The sequence below is a fragment of the Synechococcus sp. GFB01 genome (assembly GCF_001039265.1).
Taxonomy (GTDB): domain Bacteria; phylum Cyanobacteriota; class Cyanobacteriia; order PCC-6307; family Cyanobiaceae; genus NIES-981.
In genome coordinates, this window is record NZ_LFEK01000021.1 from 1 (window position 1) to 14545 (window position 14545).

The 14545-nt window shown below is 71.2% G+C and carries 13 protein-coding genes and 2 pseudogenes; 10 read left to right on the forward strand and 5 right to left on the reverse strand.

Annotated features, from left to right (window positions below):
- Window positions 1-155 precede the first annotated feature (155 nt).
- From SYNGFB01_RS15860 to SYNGFB01_RS03960, 4 genes are all read left to right on the forward strand, one after another.
- Window positions 156-287, forward strand: a complete 132-nt coding sequence (locus SYNGFB01_RS15860) for a hypothetical protein (RefSeq protein ID WP_255347526.1) — start codon at window positions 156-158, stop codon at window positions 285-287.
- A 442-nt stretch (window positions 288-729) separates the two neighbouring features.
- Window positions 730-2028 (forward strand): hypothetical protein, encoded by a 1299-nt coding sequence (locus tag SYNGFB01_RS03945; RefSeq protein ID WP_161795848.1) that lies wholly within the window; start codon window positions 730-732, stop codon window positions 2026-2028.
- Window positions 2029-3354: 1326 nt separating this feature from the next.
- Window positions 3355-3732, forward strand: coding sequence for a hypothetical protein (locus tag SYNGFB01_RS03955; protein WP_048017023.1), 378 nt, complete (start codon window positions 3355-3357; stop codon window positions 3730-3732).
- Between the two features lie 31 nt (window positions 3733-3763).
- On the forward strand, window positions 3764-4753 hold the full coding sequence (locus SYNGFB01_RS03960; protein WP_072061552.1) for a lysylphosphatidylglycerol synthase domain-containing protein: 990 nt from the start codon (window positions 3764-3766) through the stop codon (window positions 4751-4753).
- On the opposite strand, the pseudogene SYNGFB01_RS03965 reads toward SYNGFB01_RS03960, so the two are convergent.
- A pseudogene (locus SYNGFB01_RS03965) lies at window positions 4713-5900 on the reverse strand (N-acetylglucosamine-6-phosphate deacetylase). The gene SYNGFB01_RS03960 and the pseudogene SYNGFB01_RS03965 sit on opposite strands and share 41 nt — an antisense overlap.
- 71 nt (window positions 5901-5971) lie before the next feature.
- Here SYNGFB01_RS03965 and purE point away from each other — a divergent pair.
- A complete protein-coding gene (gene purE / locus SYNGFB01_RS03970; protein WP_255347527.1) occupies window positions 5972-6511 on the forward strand; it encodes a 5-(carboxyamino)imidazole ribonucleotide mutase in 540 nt (179 codons plus the stop codon).
- Window positions 6512-6523: 12 nt separating this feature from the next.
- Window positions 6524-7636, forward strand: coding sequence for an AI-2E family transporter (locus SYNGFB01_RS03975; RefSeq protein WP_048017025.1), 1113 nt, complete (start codon window positions 6524-6526; stop codon window positions 7634-7636).
- Here the strand turns inward: SYNGFB01_RS03975 and cysC are convergent.
- Both cysC and SYNGFB01_RS03985 read right to left on the reverse strand, forming a co-directional pair.
- Window positions 7617-8261, reverse strand: coding sequence for an adenylyl-sulfate kinase (cysC, locus tag SYNGFB01_RS03980; RefSeq protein WP_048017026.1), 645 nt, complete (start codon window positions 8259-8261; stop codon window positions 7617-7619). The genes SYNGFB01_RS03975 and cysC overlap by 20 nt on opposite strands.
- 54 nt (window positions 8262-8315) lie before the next feature.
- Entirely contained in the window at window positions 8316-8651 is a 336-nt protein-coding gene (locus tag SYNGFB01_RS03985; protein ID WP_048017027.1) for a translation initiation factor, read from the reverse strand.
- A 64-nt stretch (window positions 8652-8715) separates the two neighbouring features.
- Here SYNGFB01_RS03985 and SYNGFB01_RS03990 point away from each other — a divergent pair.
- Window positions 8716-9569: pseudogene (locus SYNGFB01_RS03990) on the forward strand (pyridoxal-phosphate dependent enzyme); the annotation flags it as partial.
- A 222-nt stretch (window positions 9570-9791) separates the two neighbouring features.
- On the opposite strand, the gene SYNGFB01_RS03995 reads toward SYNGFB01_RS03990, so the two are convergent.
- Both SYNGFB01_RS03995 and SYNGFB01_RS04000 read right to left on the reverse strand, forming a co-directional pair.
- Entirely contained in the window at window positions 9792-10766 is a 975-nt protein-coding gene (locus tag SYNGFB01_RS03995; RefSeq protein ID WP_048017028.1) for a heat-inducible transcriptional repressor HrcA, read from the reverse strand.
- A 73-nt stretch (window positions 10767-10839) separates the two neighbouring features.
- Window positions 10840-11184, reverse strand: coding sequence for a rhodanese-like domain-containing protein (locus SYNGFB01_RS04000; RefSeq protein ID WP_048017029.1), 345 nt, complete (start codon window positions 11182-11184; stop codon window positions 10840-10842).
- A gap of 43 nt (window positions 11185-11227) precedes the next feature.
- Between SYNGFB01_RS04000 and SYNGFB01_RS04005 the strand changes: the two genes are divergently transcribed.
- From SYNGFB01_RS04005 to SYNGFB01_RS04015, 3 genes are all read left to right on the forward strand, one after another.
- Window positions 11228-12808 (forward strand): DUF3352 domain-containing protein, encoded by a 1581-nt coding sequence (locus SYNGFB01_RS04005; RefSeq protein ID WP_048017030.1) that lies wholly within the window; start codon window positions 11228-11230, stop codon window positions 12806-12808.
- Between the two features lie 8 nt (window positions 12809-12816).
- Window positions 12817-13500 (forward strand): histidine phosphatase family protein, encoded by a 684-nt coding sequence (locus SYNGFB01_RS04010; RefSeq protein WP_235299914.1) that lies wholly within the window; start codon window positions 12817-12819, stop codon window positions 13498-13500.
- Window positions 13421-14521 (forward strand): citrate synthase, encoded by a 1101-nt coding sequence (locus tag SYNGFB01_RS04015; RefSeq protein WP_235299915.1) that lies wholly within the window; start codon window positions 13421-13423, stop codon window positions 14519-14521. The genes SYNGFB01_RS04010 and SYNGFB01_RS04015 overlap by 80 nt, the downstream gene beginning before the upstream one ends.
- Window positions 14522-14545 lie beyond the last annotated feature (24 nt).

Below are 14545 nucleotides of genomic sequence, written 5' to 3' on the forward strand. Positions count from 1 at the left end.
CGCACCCTGATGGTCTATCGCGCCGAGAAGCTGCTGCTCTGGCCCGCCGTCGTCCTGTTCGTGGCATCAGGGGTGCTGTTCGGGCGTGGATYTGGATCTGGCTCTGGATCGATGGCACGCCCCGCAGCCACGTGCCGAGTCTGGTGGCGGCGAGCATGCTTTTCGTCACGGCCACCCAGCTGCTGGTGGTGGGCTACATCTCCTTCCTGAACGGCATCAACCGCCGCCTGGCGGAACGGCTGCTCGCCCAGCAGCGCGAGCAGGCTCTGCGCCTGCCCCGGGAATGAGTCGGATGACGCCCCCCTCCGAGAGGCTCCCTGATCGCCTGGGTCACCGGCCCTGGCTTCCCACCGCTGCCTTTGCGGTCCTGTTCCTGGCCTTGGCCGCACCCCGCTGGATCGATCCGGCCACGGTTCTTGATGACACCCGTCAGTTCGGGCCTGCCCTGAACTGGCTTCCCGGTTCGCCTGCGGTCTGGGCGCCGCAGGTGGCGTATGTCGCCGACTCGACGCCAGCCCTCTACCGAGCCCTGGCCATGGCCCTGATCGGCGGCCTGGGCCTGCCTGTGACGGCGGCACTGAAGGCGCTGGCCGTGCTGCTGGCGCTGCCCACGGTGCTGGGCCTCTGGCTGCTGGCGGACGGCCTGGTCGACGGCGCCCGGAGAGCGGCGATGCGGCGGACACCGCGGTTCCCCGGAAGGCTCTCTTCAGCCTGTTGCTGGTCTGGAATGTGCTGGTTTCAAGCCAGGTCCTCAGCGGCACACCACGCGATGTCGGGACCCTGCTCCTGGTCTTCGCCCTGTTGGCCCTGCTGCATCACAACTGGTGGTGCCTGCTGCCGTTGCTCGGAGCCCTGGCCGGTGTCTACCCCGCCTACGGTCTGCTGCTGCTGGCCACGCTGCTGATCGCCCTGGCCATCCAGTGGATCCGGCCGCCGCCGGTGCCAGCGTCGAGGCGGCGCCAGGCCGTGCGCGTCTTGCTGCTGGCCCTGGCTGCCGCGGCTGTCGCAGCCGCAGGCCTGCGCTGGTGGGGGCCATCGCTCGACCCCGACACCTGGGGGAGAAGCCTGCGGCTGTTCATCGGTTCCGCCGCCCAGCGCGATGCTGGCTGGGGCACTCTGCTGCGTGAGGCGGCAAGCCGTTCGGAGGGGGCGGTCAGCCTCCTCGATGCACCTCTGCCCACACTCCTGGCGGACAAGCGGTTCGAGGCGCTCCCCCTTCACTCGCTCGTCATCCTCCTCCTGGGTGGGCTGATCGTCGGCAGGCGCTGGTGGCGCCGCCGCCCCGGTGATCCGCAGGATCCGCCGGCAACGGCCTGGCCCGGGCAGCTGGTGCTCGCGTTCTCGCTGGCCGGTGGCCTTCTGTACGCCCTGGCCTTTGCCCTGGCGTTCTCGTTGCACAATCCCGCCCGCTACGCGGTCATGCCTGTGCTCCTGCTTGTGTCGCTGGCCGAGATGGAGATTGCCGGAGCGCTACTCGAGCGTCGGGTCGAGCGCCGCCGGATGATGGCGGCCGTGCTCTGCCTGGCGCTGCTGCTGGCACTGGTCGGTGGCAGGCCCAAAGGCAGGCGGTCCGTCCCTCTCGAGGCGATCCGTCCGCTCCAGCAGCTGATTCCCCCGTCCCTGTCGCAGCGACCACCGCCGCGGCTGCTCGTCGTCAATCCGGAGCGAACCCGACGGCTGGAGTTGATCAACAACAGCCTGGCTCTGTTCACCGGTGCCACCAGTTTCTATGCCCCTGCACTGGATCGGGGTTTCCACCTCGGCGCGATCCGCGTCAACCTCCAGCTGCAGCAGGATCGCGACTGGCTCACCGCCCAGCCGTTGAACGATCCCGCCGATCTTCCCCACCCCTGGCTGGCCGCCCGTGGCGTGACCCACCTGCTGCTGCCCGAGTCGCAGCCACCGACGAGGCGGCTGACTCCGGGATGCGGCAACGCCATCCCCCTGCGCGGCAGCCCAGCAGGGTTGCTGCTTGTGGATGTCGCCTGCGAGCGCGACCACGTCCCCGGAGCGAAGCCCCATGGCTGAGCAGGGCGGCCGTCACCCCGCGCCTGCCGTGCTGCTGGAGGCCCTTGAAGCCAGCGTGCGGGAGCGTTGCCGCCACCTGCTCACCCTGGTGGACCGCGATCCCACCGCCCCCACCTACGGCTGTTTCGATCGCAGCTACTGGCAGTACCGCATCAAGGACTTCCCCACCGGCATGTCCCAGGAGGGGATCTATCCACTGGTCCTGGCCCTGGAGGATCATCTGCTGCCTGCTTCGGCGCAGGGGGAGCGTGACCTGCGGCAACTGCTCACGGCCGCCGTGCATGAGGCCCTGGCCCGCCAGCATCGCAACGGCAGCGTCGACGATTACTTCCCCTACGAGCAGGCCGCCGGGGCCACGGTGTTCTCGCTCATTGCCATCCTCGCGGCCCTGCAGCCTCTGGCGATCCCCCTGGCCAGCGTCGCCGGGCCGCTGCAGCGGCGTCTCCACTGGCTGGCCCATCATCAGGAGAGCGGTCGGCTCTCCAACCACGAGGCCCTGATCGTGCTGGCCCTGCTGCGGGCCTCCCGCCTGGAGGGGTTCGGCGCCTGGCAGGGGCCGGCCCGCCAGCGCTTGTCCCGCCTGCTGAGCTGGCGCAGCAGCGAGGGCTGGTTCGAGGAATACGGCNGCTTCGATGTGGGCTACGAAACCCTCACCTTCGCCTGCCTTCTCGAGATCTCCCGCCTGCTTCCGGACGCCGGCATCGACTGGGCATCGCTGCTGGCGCGATCCTTCGAGGTGATTCTCACGGCGCTGGAGCCGGATGGGGTGATCGGCGGTGAGCTGTTCGCCCGCGGCACCTGGAACGGCTTCGGTCACGGTCTGCTGGAGTACGCCCTGGAAGCTCGGCCTCAGGATCTGCCCGCCGTGCTGGCGATCCTCGAGGCCCGCTTGGTGCATCACCCGGTGCAGGTGCGCGATGACTATGTGATCCAGCACCACCTCTGGAGCGATCTGCTGCTGCTGCGCCGGCTCAGCGCCGTGGTGGTGGCTGGTGAGCTGCCCGAGGCGCGGCCCTCCCCTCCAGCCGGGGGCGGCCGGCCTCGGCCGGGCCGCCCCCGGCGGCGGATGGCTCCGGACCGGTGCGGCTGGAGCGCGCCCTGCCGCAGGCCGGCCATCTCTGGATCCGCCATGGCCGCTGCCAGACCCATCTCTCCCTGGCCATCGGCGGCGGCTTCCGCCTCTACCGCGATGGCGTGTTCGTGGACCAGGACACTCAGGTGGCGGTGCGCTTGCGGGGCCGCCGCGGCCGTCCCGGCGCGGTGCTGCTGGCCAATGCGCCAGGTTCGGTGGAGCGCTGGGGCTGGCTGGATGGCCGGACCCTCGAAGTGGAGGGGCGCCTGCACCCGGCCAAGCGGCAGCGGCTCACCACCGGCAAGCTGGTGGCCCTGCGGCTGGTGATGCTGCTCGGGGGGCGCTTCTGCCCCGATCTGGTGCGCTGGCTGATGCAGCAGGTGCTCATCCATGCCCGTCCCAGCCCCGGTGCCGCCTACAGGCGCCGGATCACCTTCAACGACGACGGCCTGCTGGTGCAGGACTCCTGCCGGCTGCCGCGGCGGCAGGCCAGCGGGGCCCGGCTGGAGGCGACCGCCTGCTCCACCTTCCGCCATGTGGTGATGAGCCGCGTGCACCATCCCTACGGACTGCTGCGCCAGGGTCCCGCCCGGGAACAGACCGGCGCCCTGGCACTGGAGCGGCAGTGGTGATGGCCGCCACCGGACGCCACCCCCGCTGGTCATGGCAGGCATTGGTGGCCCTGGCCCTCTCGGTCGTGCTGCTGGTGGTGCTGTACCGCTCGGTGGATGCTCCCCAGCTGCTGGCGGCCACCCGCCGCGCCTCGGCGCCGCTGCTGCTGCTGGCCCTGGCCTGCGGCGGGCCGCTCAGCGCCCTGAGCAGCTGGCGCTACAGCGCCTTCGCTGCGCGGTTGCGCATCGATCCCTCCCCGGCTTCGCCACCGCCCTGCGCAGTTACTTCATCACCTCCACCTTCAACCTGGTGTTGCCCTCCAAGCTGGGTGATCTGGGCAAGGGGATGGTCTGCCAGCGGCTCGATCGCCGCACCTATCCCCTCTCGCTCCACGCCTTCACGGTGTATGAGAAGGCGGCCGATCTGCTGGCGCTGGTGCTGCTCACCCTGGTGCTGGCGCTGGGCACGCTCCTGCTGCCGGCCGCCTGGCGCAGCGGCTTCGACCGGCTGGAGGCGCTCTATCGAGGGGGTCCGCTGCCGCTGGCGCTGCTGGGCCTGCTGGTGCTGCTGGCGGTGGTGCTGCTGCCCCACCGCCCTGATGGCAGCCTCGGACCGCTGCTGCGGCGCCTGCCGACCAAGCTCGCCGAGGCGGCCAGGCTGGCCTCCCACTTCCGCGGCTTCGATCTGGCGGCCTTCGTGATCGTCTCGGTCGCGCTCTGGGGCCTGCATCTCACCCAGCTGGCGCTGTTCTCCGGGTCGCTCGGCATCGATCTGTGGAGCCTGCCGGGGTATCTGCTCATTGCCACGGTGCTGCTGGTGGGTCTCCTGCCCCTCTCCTTCGCCGGCGTGGGTACCCGGGATGCCGCCCTGGTGCTGCTGCTGGCGGGACGGGCCGCACCGGCCAGCGCCCTGCTGCTGGGGGTGCTGTTCACGTCCCGCTACGTGATGCCGGCGCTGGTGGGTGCCACGCTGCTGCGTCGCCTGGCGCAGCCGGCGCCCCTCAGGCGGTCGCCGCCCGCGGATGCGGCGCCTCGTCAGTAGGTCGCCGCCACACCAGCCCGTCGCTGCCGCGACTCCAGCGCAGAGTCTCCTCCAGGGGCATGCCGACCAGCATCCCGGCCACAGGTCGGCCATCGCCCAGCACCCGCCGCGGCAGCACCGTGGCCGCTGCGATCGCCTGGTCGGCCGCCACCCCCCACGCCCGCCAGCCGCCGCACCCCCTCCAGCAGCGGCAGGGTCACACCCGCCAGGGTGCCGTCCTCCAGGCGGCAGCTGCCGTTGGCCACGATGAGGGGCCGGTCGTCCCAGCGGTGGATGCCGTCGGGCAGGCCGTAGGGTGCCAGCGCATCGCTGACCAGCACCAGCTGATCCGGCGCCAGCCGCTGCAGCAGCACCGCCATCGTGGGGGCCACATGCACACCGTCGGCGATCAGGCCCAGGGCCACGCCGCCATCCAGCGCGGCGGCCGCCACCGGACCCGGCGCCCGCCGGTGCATGTCGGGCATGGCGTTGAAGCTGTGGGTGAGCATCGTGATGCCGGCGTCGAAGGCGGCGTGGGCCTCGGTCTCGGTGGCGGCGCTGTGGCCCAGGCTCACCACGATGCCCCGCGCCCTCAGGGCCTCGACCACAGCGCCGGCGCCCTCCAGTTCCGGCGCCAGGGTCATCAGCTCGATCTGGTCCTCGAACCCGCCGATGCGCTCCTCCAGCGCTGCCAGGCTGGGTGGGGCCAGGTGCTGCTCGGGGTGGGCGCCGCGGCGCCCCGGGTTGAGGAACGGTCCCTCCAGATGGGCCCCCAGCAGCTGGCAGCGTCCTGGCCGGTGCTGCTGCCGCGCCTCCTCCAGCACCGCCAGCGCCTGACGCAGCGGTGCCACGGCGCAGGTCACCAGGGTCGGGCAGATCGCCTCCACGCCATCGTGCCAGAGCAGCTCGAGCAACTCCAGGAGGGTCGCAGATCGCCGGGGGTGAGCTCGGGGAAGGCCAGCCCCAGCCCGCCGTTGATCTGCAGATCAACGGCGGCGGGGCTGATCCAGTCGCCGCCCCAGTCGTCGCCGGCGGCGTTGCTGCCCGCCGCGATCGGCTCCACCGCCTCGATCAGCCCGGCGCCATCCACTGCCAGCCGCCAGCGCTGGTCAGCCCCGTGGCGGCAGCGGCCGGCGCGGGGGAAGCGCACGTTGCTGATCCAGCGCATCGGCGGGTGGCCGCTGGGCGGCAGGCGACAACAATGGGATTCTTGCCACTTCAGCGCCCCTCCCTGCCGCCGTGCCGGATCCCGCTCCCCAAGCCGAGCCTCGCGTCGCCGTGGTGATGGGCAGCGATTCCGACCTGCCCACGATGCAACCAGCGGTCGCCATGCTCCAGCGCTTCGGGGTTGGCGTGGAGGTGCGGGTGCTCTCGGCCCACCGCACGCCGCTGGAGATGGTGGACTTCGCGCAGCAGGCTGCCGGGCGCGGCCTCAAGGTGATCATCGCCGGCGCCGGTGGGGCCGCCCACCTGCCCGGCATGGTGGCCTCGCTCACGACCCTGCCGGTGATCGGCGTGCCGGTGCAGACCCGGGCCCTCTCCGGGGTCGATTCGCTGCATTCGATCGTGCAGATGCCGGCCGGCATCCCCGTGGCCACGGTGGCGATCGGCAACGGCACCAACGCCGGCCTGCTGGCGGTTCAGATCCTGGCCACGGCCGATGCTGGCCTGGCCGAGCGGTTGAGCGCCTACCGGGCCGAGCTGCACGGCCAGGTGAGGGCCAAGGATGCGCGGCTGGTGGAGCTGGGCAGCGCGGCATACCTCGAGCAGATGGGCTGAGGAGGAAGGGCCGTGCTGGAACGTCTGGTGTTGCCCCCCTGGCTGAAGGCCGGTCTGGCCCTGCCGCTGCTGGTGCTCAACCTCTGGGTGCTGCGTCAGTTGCTGGTGCCGCTGGCACCGTTCCCGGCCCTGTTCGTGGGAGCGGCGCTGATCGCCTTCCTGCTCGACATCCCCAGCCGCTGGCTGTGGCGCCGGGGCCTGCCACGGCCCCTGGCGACGCTCCTGGTGCTCAGCCTGACCCTGGGGCTGCTGGCTCTGGCGGTGGTCTGGCTGGTGCCACGGCTGCTCCAGCAGCTCGGCGAGCTGGTGGCGGCCCTGCCGGGCTGGCTTGCCCAGGGGGAGCTGTGGCTGGATCAGCTGGAGAGCTGGGCGGGCCGGCGCGGCATNCCCACCGACTTCGGGAACGTGAGCAGCGATCTGCTCACCCGCGCCAGCCAGCTGGCCAGCCAGCTCAGTCAGCGGCTGCTGGGCCTGCTGGGTGCCACCGTGGGGATCACGGTCAACACCGTGATCGTGCTGGTGCTGGCGGTGTTCCTGCTGCTCGGGGGTGAGGGCATCAGCGCGGGCCTGGCCCAGTGGCTGCCGCCCGGCGTGCGGGGACTGGTTGTGGGCACCATCAACCGCACCTTCCGCGGCTATTTCGCAGGCCAGGTGCTGCTGGCTCTGATTCTCAGCGGCCTGCAGCTCCTGGTGTTCACCCTGCTGGGGATTCCCTACGGCGCGCTGTTCGCCGTGGCGATCGGATTCACCACCCTGATTCCCTATGCCAGCGCCGTCACGATCGTGCTGGTCAGCGCCCTGCTGGCCCTCGAGGAACCGCGCACCGGCCTGGAGGTGCTGGCCGCGGCGATCACGGTGGGGCAGCTGGTGGACCAGGTGATCCAGCCCCGCCTGATGGGCAGCATCGTGGGTCTGCAGCCGGCCTGGCTGCTGATCAGCCTGCCGCTGGGCGCCCGCCTGGGGAGCCTGCTGGGGCTCGGGGAGTTGCTGGGTCTGCTGCTGGCGGTGCCGGTGGCGAGCTGCGGCAAGTCGTTCCTGGATGCCTGGGGGGAGCAGCTGCGGATCGCCGAGGCAGGCTCGCTGCCGAAGCGCTCCGCGGCTGGGTTCAGCTCGTCTGCGGAATGATCGCCTGCAGCTCCAGATAGGCCAGCACCTGCTCCACGCAGGCTTCCAGGCTCTGGCCGCCCGTATCCACTCGCAGCTCGGGGTTCTCCGGGGCCTCGTAGGGGCTGGAGATGCCGGTGAATTCCTTGATCTCGCCGGCGCGGGCCTTGGCATAGAGACCCTTGGCATCACGCTGCTCGCAGGTGGCGAGATCGGCGGCGCAGTGAATCTCGATGAAATCGCCGGGCTCCACCAGGGCGCGCACCCGGTCACGGTCNGCCTTGAACGGCGACACGAAGGCGGTGAGAGCCACGACGCCCGCATCCACGAACAGCTTCGCCACCTCGCCGATGCGGCGGATGTTCTCCTCGCGATCCGCGTCGGAGAAGCCCAGGTCGTTGCAGAGGCCATGGCGGACGTTGTCGCCATCGAGCACGTAGCAGGCCATGCCCTGCTCGAACAGGGCTGAATTCACCGCGTTGGCCAGGGTGCTCTTGCCGGCGCCGCTCAGGCCGGTGAACCAGAGGATGGCGCTGCGGTGGCCGCGCTGGTGGGCCCGCGCCGCACGGGTCACCGTGCTGTGATGCCACACGATGTTGGTGCTGTTACCCCGCTGGGTGAGCTCGCCGTAGGGGGTGGAGGTCATGGCCGGGCGGGGAAGACGTGGACGCCATTCTCGCCGGCAGCGTTGACCAGGCCTTCAGCCGCCTGCCTGCTTCGGCCGGTAGCCCGCGGCTTCCAGGGCCGCCAGCGCCGTGGCCACCTGGTCTCCCTGCAGCTCGATCACCCCGTGCTTGACCGCGCCGCCGGCACCGGCGGCGGCCTTGAGCTGTTTCAGCAGACCCTTGAGCTCAGCGTCAGAAGCTTCCAGGCCGCTGATCACCGTCACCGTCTTGCCGCCCTTGCCGGCCTTGGTGCGCTGGACCCGCACCCGCTGCTGCGCCTTCGCCGTGGTCGCCGCAGGAGCGGCCGGTCGCTGCATCGTGGCTTCGGAGCCGAGGCCGGCGAACTCCTGCCAGCCGCCTTTGCGGGCCATGGCTGTGTTGTCTGCGGGGAACGGGATCTGCCTACCCTGGCATCACCCCGCCGCCACCCCGCCGGTGACCAGCACCGTTCCCCCCGCTCTCGACGCTGCCGCTGTGCTGGAGCCCGGTGCCCGCCCGGACGCCGCCGGCCGTTTCGGTCGCTTCGGTGGCCAGTACGTGCCGGAAACCCTGATGCCGGCCCTGGCGGAGCTCGAGCAGGCCGCCGCCCAGGCCTGGGCCGATCCTGCCTTCACTGAGCGGCTCAACCAGCTGCTGCGCACCTACGTGGGCCGGCCAGCCCGCTCTATGAGGCCGAGCGCCTCAGCGAGCATTACCGGCGGGCCGAGGGCGGGCCGCGCATCTGGCTGAAGCGCGAGGACCTCAACCACACCGGCGCCCACAAGATCAACAACGCCCTCGGTCAGGCGCTGCTGGCCCTGCGCATGGGCAAGCGGCGCATCATCGCCGAGACCGGCGCCGGCCAGCACGGCGTGGCCACCGCCACCGTGTGCGCCCGCTTCGGCCTGGAGTGCGTGATCTACATGGGCGCCGAGGACATGCGCCGCCAGGCCCTGAACGTGTTCCGCATGCGCCTGCTGGGGGCCACGGTGCAGCCGGTCACCGCCGGCACCGCCACCCTCAAGGACGCCACCAGCGAAGCCATCCGCGACTGGGTGACCAACGTGGAGAACACCCACTACATCCTCGGTTCGGTGGCAGGCCCCCATCCCTATCCGATGCTGGTGCGCGATTTCCATGCCTGCATCGGCATCGAGGCCAGGCAGCAGTGCCAGGANGCCTTCGGCCGGCTGCCAGATGTGCTGGTGGCCTGCGTGGGCGGCGGCTCCAACGCCATGGGGCTGTTCCATCCGTTCGTGCAGGACACCGAGCGGTTCCTGCCCGCTGCGGTGAGCGGTGATCCGGCGGCCCAACCCTCGGCTGAGGGGTTGCGCCTGCCGGACAGCCTGGCGGAGGCCGCCAGGGCCTTCGCCGCCAGCAGCCTGCTTCGGCAGGCGATGGGCGAGGGCCTGCACGACTCCCTGATCGACAGCCAGGCGGCCGAGGTGCGCCGCTGCGCCGGCCTCGACGATCAGCAACTGGTGGCCAGCAGCTGCTGGTGGCCTCTGGTGGGTGGACTGGCCTGAGTGTCTTCAGGCCAGTAACCGTTCCAGCACCCGGGCCACCGACAGCACGGCAGCCCGGGCGGTGGCGTAGGCCATCCGCATCGGGCCCACCAGCGCCACCTGGCCGATGCCGCCATCGCCGCTGCGGTAGTCGGCCTGAACCAGGGCGCACTGATGCAGTGCGCGATGGGGGTGCTCGGCGCCGATCCAGATCCCGCCGCCCTGCAGCACCTGCTGGGGGGCGTCCTCCACCAGTTCCACCAGCGGGCGCAGGCTGGCGGTGGAGCTGAACTCCGGCTGGGCCAGGAGGCCCGCCAGGCCCATCGCCACCGCTCCCTCGGCCTCACCGGGATTGGCCTGACTGTGGCTGTCGAGGCCCTGGCGCAGCACCGCGCCGCTGCTCTGCAGCTGGCTGGGCAGGCTGCCCCAGTCGATCACCCCGCTGCCAAGCTGCCGCAGCAGCCATTGCTCCAGGGCGGGCAGTTCCCGGACGGCATGGCGGGGCAGTCGCAGGTTGAGGCTGCTGCTGGTGGCCGCTCCCTCCACCAGGAAGACCAGCAGTCGCTCGCCAGTGGCAACGAGTCGCACCGCCTGCAGGTCACGCTGCTGTCGCTGCGGTGGTGTGATCAGGCTGAGCAGACCCGTCAGATCGGCCAGCCGGCGGGCGAGCTGCAGCAGCAGATCATCGAGGGCGGCCCACTGCAGGCTCAGGCCCGCCAGCTCCCTCTGAAGCTGCAGAGCGGCGGCGCCGGGGGCTGGCAGCAGCTGATCCACGTAGGTGCGGTAGCCCTGCTGGCTGGGGATCCGCCCGGCGGAGGTGTGGGGCTGGGTGAGCAGCCCTCGCTGTTCCAGGGCCCCCATGGCCGAGCGCACCGTGGCCGGGCTGGCGGGCAGGCCGAAGCGCCGCACCAGGGTCTTGCTGCCCACCGGCTCGATCGTGTCCACGTAGTGGCGCACGGCCAGCTGCAGCACCTGCTGTTGGCGTCGGGACAGCTCCTGCAACAGGGACGGTCATGAAGTGCGGTGATGGTAGTCAGACCTCCCGGGTCTCAGCCAGGCGCGGGGTCTGCCCCGATCAGTAGCGCGGCACGGCTGGATCCACCTCCAGGCTCCAGGCGTCGATCCCGCCTTCCAGGTTCCAGACCTGATCGCATCCCCGCTGCTCGATCAGCCAGGTGCCGAACTGGAGGCTGCGGATGCCGGCGTGGCAGAGCACGGCGATCGGCCGGTGGCGATCGAGGAGCCGCTCCAGATCCGCCAGCCACTCCTGGCTGCGGCTCAGGGGAAGGTGCAGCACCGCATGGGGCAGCTGGGCCAGCTCCAGCTCGGCGTGCTCGCGCACATCCACCAGCTGGATCGGCTCACCCTGCTCCAGGCGCTGCTGGAGCTCACGGGGATGGATCGGGATGGGGGTGCCCATGGCGGCGGCAGGGTGCAGGATGGGCCCATCCTGCGTGGGACGGATGAAAGCCCGCCGATTTCTGGCGGTGGTGCTGGCGGTGGGCTTGCTGCTGCTGAGCCTCGGCCTGGGCGGCTGGTGGTGGGTGCTGCAGCGCTCGCCGCTGCGTCTGCAGCAGCAGGCACTGGAGGTGCCGCGCACGGCGCGTTTCATGCCCCGTCAGGTTGGCCTCAGCCTCTTCCTGTGCAGCGACGGCGAGCAGCCGGTGGCCTATGCCCGGGCCGTGGCTCCCACCCGGCTCCGCCGCCAGGCCAGCGACGCGGTGGCGGCACTGCGCGATGGGGCCTTCGCCGCCGCCGGGCTCGACTACCGCACCGAGTTGGCGAGCTGGCTTGGCCCTGAGATCGGCCTTGGTCTGATCGCCACCGACCCGGGGCGTCCGCCTGACGGCTGGCTGCTCGCCCTGCGGAGCCGCGACGCCGATGGAGCCCGCCGTTTTCTGCAGCGCTTCTGGCAGACCCGCAGCCTGGCCGGCGCCGACCTCCAGATCAGCAGTTACCGCGGCATGGGCCTGATCAGCGGCCGCGGCGCCCTGCCCGGCGCCGACACGGCGCCCCTGGCCACCGCCCTGATCGACGAGGATCTGGTGCTGATCGCCTCCGGCCGGGGCGTGCTCGAGCAGGCGCTCGACGTGTCGCAGCTCGATGAGCTCAACCTGGCTGCCAGTCCAGTGGTGCGGCAGGCGGTGCAGCGGCTCGGCCGGGGTGCGGCCCTGCTCACGGCCCGGGCCGCAGGGCTCAGTGGCGGCCTGGGGCTGCCGGATATGCCTGATGGCGAGCTGAGAACCCTGGTGGCCAGCCTGCGGCCCGATGGCACCAGCCTCGAACTGGAGGGATTCCTCGAGCGCTCCGCCGACGTGCTGCCCTGGCGGGACCGACTCGATCCCCAGCGGGGGGCGGATCTGCTCTCCGGTCTGGCGGCTGACGCCGCCAGCCTGGCCCTGATCGAGAACCCTGCTGGTTGGCCGGAGCTGTTGCAGCCCCTGCTCAGCGGTGTCCTGGCTCCCAGTGCTGGCCCCTTGCCGCCGCTCCTCCTGGCGGCCGATGCCGGCCCCCTGCTGTGGAGTCAGTCCGCGGCCGGCTGGCTGGTCGGCACCGCTGCCGAGCAGCCGCCGCTGGAGCTGCTCGATCAGGCTCTGGCGCGCCAGAGCCTGATCGGTGCGCCGCTGCAGCTGGCGGATCAGGCCGCGGTGCGGGTCTGGACATCGCTCTCCGCCGCAGCCCGAGGCTCCCGCCGCACTTCCCAGACGCCCGAGCTGCAGGCCGAGCTTGCTGGGGTGCGGGCCGTGGATGGAGGACTGGCCTGGTGGGCCGAGAACCTGGCGGTGCTGGCCGAGCAGCGGACGGGACACCAGCCGCCCCGCCGCCGCCTGGCCCAGTTCGAGGAGCTCGGCCTCCCCTCAGCTCCGCTGCGCTGGGCCGCCGGCTCCGGACGGGCAGGAGAGCTCCTCCAGGACTGGCGTCCCTGGCGCCTGCTCACTGCCCTGGCGGCTCAGCCGCTCACACCGAGCGTGCAGGGACTCAGCCTTGCGCTGGAGCCGGATGGTGCCAATCTGCACCTGAAGGCCCGCCTCGACCTTGGCTGATCGCTGCCATGGCTGAACTGTTGCTCCTGCGTCATGGCCTGGCGGAGGATCGGGGCGGCGCCTGCCCTGATGCCGAGCGTGCCCTCACTCCTCAGGGTGTGGAGCGCACCAGGCAGGTGGTGCGCCGCCTGGTGGCCTTGGAGCTCGGCTGTGAGCGGCTGCTCAGCAGTCCACTGCGGCGGGCCCGTCAGACCGCCGAACTGGCGGTGGCAGGGGGGCTGGCCTCGGCCCTGGAACTCACCGAAGCCCTGGCGCCCGGCGGCGATCCCCTGCCACTGCTCCAGCAGGCCCTGGGCCCTGGCCGGCTGGCCCTCGTGGGCCATGAGCCCGACCTGGGCGATCTCGCCGCGCGCCTGATCGGCGCCCMACCGGCAGCCTGGTGCTCAAGAAGGCCGGCGTGGCACTGCTCGAGCTACCGGCGGCCGGGCTGGGCCATGGCCGCCTGCGCCTGCTCCTGGGCCCACGTCAGCTGCTCGGCGGCAGCTAGCGCTACGGCCATCGGCCGCCCGGCAGCCGTAGGTTCGCTGCAGCGGCATCCCCGGCATGACCAGCAGCGCCCCCGCCAGCACCGGCCCAGAGGCAACCCCTGCCTTCCGCCCCGGCCTGGANGGCGTGCCGGCCACCCATTCCTCCATCTGCGACATCGACGGCCGCACGGGGGTGCTCACCTACCGCGGCTATGGGGTCGATGAACTCGTCAGCCGCAGCACCTTCCTGGAGACCACCTACCTGCTGATCTGGGGTGATCTGCCCAATCCCGATCAACTTCGGGCGTTCGAGCAGGAGGTGCAGATGCACCGGCGGGTGAGCTTCCGCATCCGCGACATGATGAAGAGCTTCCCCTCCCAGGGGCATCCGATGGATGCGCTGCAGGCCAGCGCCGCCTCGCTGGGCCTCTTCTACTCCCGCCGCGCCCTCGACAATCCTGAGTACATCTATTCGGCGGTGGTGCGCCTGATCGCCAAGATCCCCACGATGGTGGCGGCGTTCCAGCTGATCCGGAAGGGCCAGGATCCGATCCAGCCCCGCGACGATCTGCCCTATGCCGCCAACTTCCTCTACATGCTCACCGAGCGGGAGCCCGATCCGATGGCGGCCCGCATCTTCGATGCCTGCCTGATCCTCCACGCCGAGCACAGCCTCAACGCCAGCACCTTCAGCGCCCGGGTCACCGCCAGCACCCTCACCGATCCCTACGCCGTGGTGGCCTCGGCGGTGGGCANCCTGGCGGGGCCTCTGCACGGCGGCGCCAACGAGGACGTGCTGGCCATGCTGGAGATGATCGGCAGCGAGGAGCAGGTGGAGCCCTGGCTGGATCGGGCCATCGCCGGGAAGCAGAAGATCATGGGCTTCGGCCACCGGGAATACAAGGTCAAGGACCCTCGCGCCGTGATCCTCCAGAAGCTGGCCGAGGAGCTGTTCGACCGCTTCGGTCACGACCCCCTCTACGATCTGGCCCGTCGCCTGGAGGAGGCCGCCGCCACCCGGCTCGGCCCCAAGGGCATCTACCCCAACGTCGACTTCTATTCCGGCCTAGTGTACCGCAAGCTCGGCATCCCCGAAGACCTGTTCACGCCGATCTTCGCGATCGCCCGCACCGCCGGCTGGCTCGCCCACTGGAAGGAGCAGCTGGGGGCCAACCGCATCTTCCGGCCCTCGCAGATCTACACCGGTGCTGCCCGCCGCGACTGGACGCCGCTGGAAGCCCGCTAAGTTTCATCGCACCTGAGCTGTCGC

Coding starts and splice junctions, on each gene's coding strand:
- SYNGFB01_RS03985 (WP_048017027.1), bottom strand. CDS start 8,651: ATGGCCCGCAAAGGCGGCTGGCAGGAGTTCGCCGGCCTCGGCTCCGAA.
- SYNGFB01_RS03960 (WP_072061552.1), top strand. CDS start 3,764: ATGGCAGGCATTGGTGGCCCTGGCCCTCTCGGTCGTGCTGCTGGTGGT.
- SYNGFB01_RS15860 (WP_255347526.1), top strand. CDS start 156: ATGCTTTTCGTCACGGCCACCCAGCTGCTGGTGGTGGGCTACATCTCC.
- SYNGFB01_RS04005 (WP_048017030.1), top strand. CDS start 11,228: ATGAAAGCCCGCCGATTTCTGGCGGTGGTGCTGGCGGTGGGCTTGCTG.
- SYNGFB01_RS04000 (WP_048017029.1), bottom strand. CDS start 11,184: ATGGGCACCCCCATCCCGATCCATCCCCGTGAGCTCCAGCAGCGCCTG.